5 protein-coding genes are annotated in these 6,491 nt (G+C 73.0%); 2 read left to right on the forward strand and 3 right to left on the reverse strand.

Features of this window, described 5'->3' with window-relative positions; all coding sequences use genetic code 11:
- Positions 1-57 precede the first annotated feature (57 nt).
- The gene (locus ACWDVG_RS24635) at positions 58-1,377 is read right to left on the reverse strand and encodes an aminotransferase class I/II-fold pyridoxal phosphate-dependent enzyme (protein WP_451701903.1); all 1,320 of its coding nucleotides are present in this window, start codon (positions 1,375-1,377) and stop codon (positions 58-60) included.
- Positions 1,378-1,422: 45 nt separating this feature from the next.
- Between ACWDVG_RS24635 and ACWDVG_RS24640 the strand changes: the two genes are divergently transcribed.
- Both ACWDVG_RS24640 and ACWDVG_RS24645 read left to right on the forward strand, forming a co-directional pair.
- Positions 1,423-2,709, forward strand: coding sequence for an MFS transporter (locus tag ACWDVG_RS24640; protein WP_451701905.1), 1,287 nt, complete (start codon positions 1,423-1,425; stop codon positions 2,707-2,709).
- 39 nt (positions 2,710-2,748) lie between these two features.
- Positions 2,749-3,651, forward strand: coding sequence for a hypothetical protein (locus tag ACWDVG_RS24645; RefSeq protein WP_451701907.1), 903 nt, complete (start codon positions 2,749-2,751; stop codon positions 3,649-3,651).
- A gap of 72 nt (positions 3,652-3,723) precedes the next feature.
- Here the strand turns inward: ACWDVG_RS24645 and ptsP are convergent, their stop codons facing one another.
- Positions 3,724-5,394, reverse strand: coding sequence for a phosphoenolpyruvate--protein phosphotransferase (gene ptsP / locus ACWDVG_RS24650; protein ID WP_451701909.1), 1,671 nt, complete (start codon positions 5,392-5,394; stop codon positions 3,724-3,726).
- 80 nt (positions 5,395-5,474) lie between these two features.
- Positions 5,475-5,924, reverse strand: a complete 450-nt coding sequence (locus tag ACWDVG_RS24655; RefSeq protein ID WP_451701911.1) for a PTS sugar transporter subunit IIA — start codon at positions 5,922-5,924, stop codon at positions 5,475-5,477.
- Positions 5,925-6,491: the final 567 nt, after the last annotated feature.

Below are 6,491 nucleotides of genomic sequence, written 5' to 3' on the forward strand. Positions count from 1 at the left end.
CCCGCCCGGCGCCGCACCCTCCGGGCGGGGCCGCGCGTGTCCGCCCCGCGCCCGCGCTCATCCGCCGTAGGTCGCCTGCGCGTCCCCCAGGACGTCGGCGAAGTCGGCGGCCAGCCGCCGGGCCTCCGCCGGGGCGAGCGTCGCCGCCGTGATCCGCACGGCGGGCGGCGCGGCGATCCGGAAGCGCGCCCCGGCCGCCACCCACCAGCCGTGCGTCCGCAGCCCGTTCACCACGGCGGACTCGTCCCGCACCGGCACCCACACGTTCAGGCCGCTCGCCCCGACCGCCCGGACGCGGTAGGCGCCGAGGGCGTCGATCAGGGCCCCGCGCCGCTCCGCGTACGCCGCCTCCCCGGCCGCCACGAGCGCGCCCACCGACGGGTCGGCGAGCAGATCGGCCACCGTCTCCTGGAGCACGTGGCTGACCCAGCCTGAGGTCATCAGCATCCGCCCGTCGTGCCGCGCGAGCGTCACCGGGTCGCAGGCCACGCCGGCCCACCGCAGATCGATCCCGAGGTGCTTCGAGACGGTCCGCACCTGCGCCCACCGTCCGAGCCCCGCGGCCGCCAGGGTGTACGCGGCCGCGCCGCCCACCTCCGCGTTGTGATCGTCCTCGACGACGAGCACCTCGGGGAAGTCCCGCAGCACCGCGACCAGTTCGTCGCGCCGCTCCCGGGTGAAGAACGCCCCGGTCGGGCACTGCCCGCGCGGGCTGCACACCACCGCGCGCACCCCGCCCCGCAGCGCGGCGCGCAGCGACTCCGGCACGAGCCCCTCGCCGTCCACCGCGACCGGCACCATCCGCAGCCCCAGCGCGGACACCAGGTCCAGGAGGTGGTGGAAGCCCGGGTCCTCGACGGCCACGGCGTCCCCGGGCCGCAGCTCCGTCGAGAGCAGCCGCGCGATGCAGTCGAGCGCCCCGTGGGCGAAGGTCACGTGCTCCGCCGCCACGCCGTCCCGCTCGAACCACTCCCGGGTCAGGGCCTCCAGGTGGGGGAGGCGCGGCGCCGCGCGGTGCGAGCCGTACACGGGCGGTACGGGCGCCGGCGGCCGCAGCACCGGCAGGAACGCCGGATCGGGGTGGCCGCCGGCCAGGTCCACGAGCCCCTGCGGCACGCGCGGAGGGCGCCGGGACGCCACCGACGGCACCTGGGCCACCACGGTCCCGCCCCGGCCCCGGGTGACGACGAGCCCCCGGCGCCGCAGCTCCTTGTACGCGGTGGCGACCGTCCCGGGACTCACCCCCAGTGCATCGGCGAGCCGCCGTACCGGCGGCAGGGCGTCCCCGGGCGCGAGCCCGCCCTCCGCCACACCCCGTTCGACGGACGCGGCAATCCCCTTGGCCGTCGTCCCTGCGATCGCATATTGTGCTGCCACGTAATCAACTATGTATCAGTACAAAAGAATTGGCAAGGGGGACCGATGAACCGGACCGCAGGAAAGACCCGAACACCCCTCAAGGACCGCGTCCCCGGCGGCCCCGACGGCCGCCGCATGATCCTCGTCGGCTTCATCGACAAGTGCGGCACCGGCCTCTGGTCCACCGCCATGGCCCTCTACTTCACCTACGTCACCGGCCTCGGCCTCGGCCAGGTCGGCCTGCTCATCGGCCTCTCCGGCGCCGCCGGCATCGCGGGAGCCCCCATCGGCGGCCGCCTCGCCGACCGCTTCCCGCTCGTCCGCGTCGTCATCACCTGCCAACTCCTGCGCGCCGCCGCCCTCCTCGCCCTCCTCACCACCGACACCTACGTCCTCCTCGTCCTCTACTCCGCCCTCGGCGCCCTCCCCGACCGCGCCACCAACGTCCTCACCAAGCTGTACGCCGCCCGCGCCGCCGGCCCCGAACGCGTCCGCTACCAGGCCATCAACCGCACCGCCAACAACCTCGGCTGGACCCTCGGCGGCCTCGGCGCCGCCGCCGCCCTCGCCGTCGGCACCACCACCGCCTACCAGCTCCTGCTCGTCGGCAACGCCGTCAGCTACCTGGTGATGACCGTCCTGACCCTGCGCTGCTCCGAACCGCCCGCCCCCTCCCGCACGGTGGCCGCCACCACCGCCGACCCGGCCGCCACCACCGCCAAGGCCAAGGGTCCCTGGCGCGACCGCGGCTTCCTCGCCTTCACCGCGGGCGACGCCGTCTTCTACCTCCACGACTCGATCCTCCAGGTCGCCCTGCCCCTCTGGATCGTCCATGCCACCGACGCCCCCGTCGGCCTCGCGCCGCTCCTCCTGGTCCTCAACAGCGTCCTCGTCGTCGCCTTCCAGGTCCCGCTCTCCCGCTACGGCGCCCACAGCGACGCGGCCCGCCGCCTCTACCGCCCGCTCGCCGCCCTCTTCGCCGTCGGCACCCTCGCCCTCGCCGTCTCCGGCCTCGGCGGCCGGAACGTCGCCGTCGCCGCCCTCGTCACCGCCGCCGTCGCCCTCAGCTTCGCCGAGATGATCCACACCATCGCCTCCTGGGAACTCTCCGTCGCCCTCGCCGACGACACCGCCCAGGGCGCCTACCTCGGCGTCCACGGACTCGCCCAGTCCACCCAGCGCTTCGCCGGCCCCCTCCTCATGACCGCCATCGTCTCCGCGGGCCCCTTCGCCTGGCCCTTCCTCGGCGCCGCCCTCCTCGCCACCACCGCCGGCCAGCACCGCCTCGTCCGCCGCCGCCTCGCCACGCCGTCACTGTCAGTGGCGAAGGTTACGGTGAGTGAGCACTGATCGGAGCGTACCGATCGGCCCGCGCACCAAGGGGGAGACATGACACGCACCGGCACCACCACGACCAGCCTGCGCCGCGCCCTGCGCCGCGAGGTCCCCAGCACCGTCGGCCTCCTCGCCGACGAGCAGGACTTCAGCGCCATGCGCCGCTACCGCACCTTCGCCTTCGACGACCACACGACCTACCTCCGCCAGGTCGAGGCCCTCCTCAAGACCCTCGCCGACGAGGGCGGCCACACCACCGTCACCCTCTTCGACCCCGAGGAGTACGCGGCCTGGTGCACCGAAACGGGCCTCGATCCCGACCTGCCGGCCAGCCGCAGCCGCTTCACCGCCCACCTGGCCGCCACCGGCGCCCGCGTCGACTACACCGGCCAGCCCCTCACCGCCCTCCTGCCCGAACTCGTCGACACCGCCGTCCGCCACGCCACCTGGGAGTACGCCACCACGGTCCTCGCCACCACCGGCGACTGCGCCACCTGCGGCAAGGACATCGGCCGGGAGTCCTTCCACCGCGCCACCCGCCTGCTCACGCGCCTCCTCGAAGCCGCCGACCCCGGCATCCACCACCTCGTCTGCAGCGTCCCCGTCGCCGACGAACAGCTTCTCGCCGTCCTGCACACCACCATCGACGACCACGGCACCGCCCACCACGACACGACAGCCGCCACCGAGTTCACCGCCGTCCTCGCGGTCGGCCTCGCCCTCGGAGCCCCCGGCGGCCTCGTCCTGCGCACCACCGCACCGGACCGCCCCGACCGCCTGCACGGCTGGCGCCTCGGCGACCACACCCTCACCCCGCTCACCGAGGCCGAGGTCTTCGCCGCCTACTGCACCGACGCCCGCACGGGAGAACCCCTCCCGCCCGAACCGGACGTCGAGCACCACGCCGGCTTCCCGCTGGCCCCCGGCCCCGACGACGACTGGAGCGGCCACCACTGACCCCGGACACGCCGAAGGGGCTCCCCGTCCGTCGACGGGAAGCCCCTCCACCACACTCCTACGGCACCGGGATCACTCCCCGGACAGCACCGCCTGCGCGGCGATCCGCGCCTCGTGGGCGGTGTCCGCGGCCCGCGCCGCGGCCGCCGCACGCTCGCACTGCGCCAGCGTGTACTTGGCGAGCGTCGCCCGGACGTACGGAATCGACGCCGCACCCATGGACAGGGAGGTGACGCCCAGACCGGTCAGCACACACGCGAGCAGCGGGTCCGAAGCGGCCTCGCCACAGACACCACAGCTCTTGCCCTCGGCCTTGGCCGCCTCGGCGGACAACGCGACCAGGTCGAGCAGCGCCGGCTGCCACGGGTCCTGGAGCCGGGACACCGCACCCACCTGACGGTCGGCGGCGAAGGTGTACTGGGCCAGGTCGTTGGTGCCCAGCGACAGGAACTCGACCTCCTGGAGGATCGAGCGCGCCCGCAGCGCGGCCGACGGGATCTCGACCATCGCACCGAACTTCGCCCGCAGCCCCGCCTCGCGGCACGCGTCGGCGAAGGCCTTCGCGTCGGTACGGTCGGCGACCATCGGCGCCATGACCTCCAGGTACACCGGCAGGCCCTCGGCGGCCTTCGCCAGCGCGGTGAGCTGCGTCCGCAGCACCTCCGGGTGGTCGAGCAGCGACCGCAGCCCCCGCACGCCGAGCGCCGGGTTCGGCTCGTCGGCGGGCGTCAGGAACTCCAGCGGCTTGTCCGCACCGGCGTCGAGCACCCGCACGACGACCCGGCCCTCCGGGAACGCCTCCAGCACCTTCTGGTACGCCTCGATCTGCTTCTCCTCGGACGGCGCCTTCTGGCTGTCGTCCAGGAAGAGGAACTCCGTACGGAACAGACCCACGCCCTCGGCACCGGCCTCCACCGCCGCCGGCACGTCGGCGGGACCGCCGACGTTGGCGAGCAGCGGCACCTTGTGCCCGTCCGAGGTGGCCCCCGGCCCGCTGGAGGCGGACAGCGCCGCCTTCCGCTCCGCGGCGGCCTGCGTCAGCGCCGCCTTCTTCTCCTCGCTCGGGTCCACGAAGATCTCGCCCGTGGAACCGTCGACCGCGATGAGCGTGCCCTCCGCCAGCTCACCGGCGCCGGGCAGCGCCACGACGGCCGGCACCCCGAGCGCCCGCGCCAGGATGGCGCTGTGGCTGGTCGGCCCGCCCTCCTCGGTCACGAAGCCGAGGACGAGCGTCGGGTCGAGCAGCGCGGTGTCGGCCGGCGCCAGGTCCCGCGCGATGAGCACGTACGGCTCGTCGCTGTCCGGCACGCCGGGCATCGGCACGCCGAGCAGCCGCGCGACGATCCGGTTCCGCACGTCGTCCAGGTCGGCGACCCGCCCCGCCATGTACTCGCCCGCGCCCGCGAGCAGCTCGCGGTAGTGCGAGAACGCGTCGTAGATGCCGCGCTCCGCCGTGCTGCCGACCGCGATCCTGCGGTCGACGTCGGCGATGAGCTCCGGGTCCTGGGCGATCATCGCCTGCGCCTCGAGCACGGCCTGCGCCTCGCCGCCGGCCAGGTTGCCCCGCGCGATGAGGTCCGCGGCCACAGCCTCGACCGCCTGACGGGCGCGCCCCTGTTCGCGCTCCGCCTCGTCGGCCGGAATCTGCTTGGCCGGCGGTTCGAGGACCGCCGTGCCCATGTGCCGGACCTCGCCGATCGCCACTCCGTGGCTGACGCCGACGCCTCGCAGCGTTGTCTCCATCTCACCCGTCTCCGCTTGAGCGGCGGCCCTGCCGCCGCGTTGGATGTCGAACTCCCGGCCGTCCCGAGGACGGACCGGCCTCAGCTCCAGCTGAAGAGCTGGTCACCGGCCTTCACTTCGCCGCTGTCGACGACGTCGCCGAGAGAGTCCGCGGTGGCCTCCAGGGCCACGATCGGGCAGACGGGGGACTTGCCGGCGGCCTCGACCTCGGCCGGGTTCCAGCGCACGACGGCCTGTCCGCGCGTCACGGTGTCCCCCTTGTTCACGAGCAGCTCGAAGCCCTGCCCGTTGAGCTGCACGGTGTCGATGCCGAGGTGCGTGAGGACGCCGTGTCCCTCGGCGTCGACGACCACGAACGCGTGCGGGTGCATGGAGACGACGACCCCGTCGATGGGGGACACGGCCTCGGAGGACTCGCGCACGGGGTCGATGGCGGTGCCGGGCCCGACCATCGCACCGGAGAAGACCGGGTCCGGAACTGCGGCGAGACCGATGGCGCGTCCAGCAAGTGGCGACGTCACGGTTGTCATGGGAAGCCTCCCAGGGGCGGAGATGGTGTGGCGCCGTCACTACCTGTCCAGGACGGCGTACTGTTCTGAAGCCTAAGTCATGAGAAGTCCCGGTTCGCCACGAGATGTACCAGTTGGCGGACCTAGGGGACTACCCGAAACGATTTGCCTCTACTGGCGGTGGGATGTACTGTCGTACTCCTGCCTGACCCCAACGCGGCATTGAGTCGCGGGTCGGCAGCACCCCAACAAGCCAGATCCTAACCCCAGTGGTCTACACCTCTGCGTGCCTCAGCTCGCCGGGGGAGTGGTCGGGGGGCCGGAGAAACCCTGGTAACGTTGGACCCCGCCGGGAACGGAAAGCGCGAAAGCAAATTCCATAAACGGCAGCCCGCTCCAGCGGGTGGCAGAAACCGGAAATCGGGTCTGCTAAGCTAGAAACGAAGGAAGCGCCCGGAGGGCCTGGAAACAGGAACGAAGGAAGCGTCCGCATCTTGAGAACTCAACAGCGTGCCAAAAATCAACGCCAGATTAGTTGATACCCCGTCCATCTTCGGATGGTCGAGGTTCCTTTGAAGAAAAAACACA

The organism is Streptomyces sp. NPDC003327, assembly GCF_053589515.1.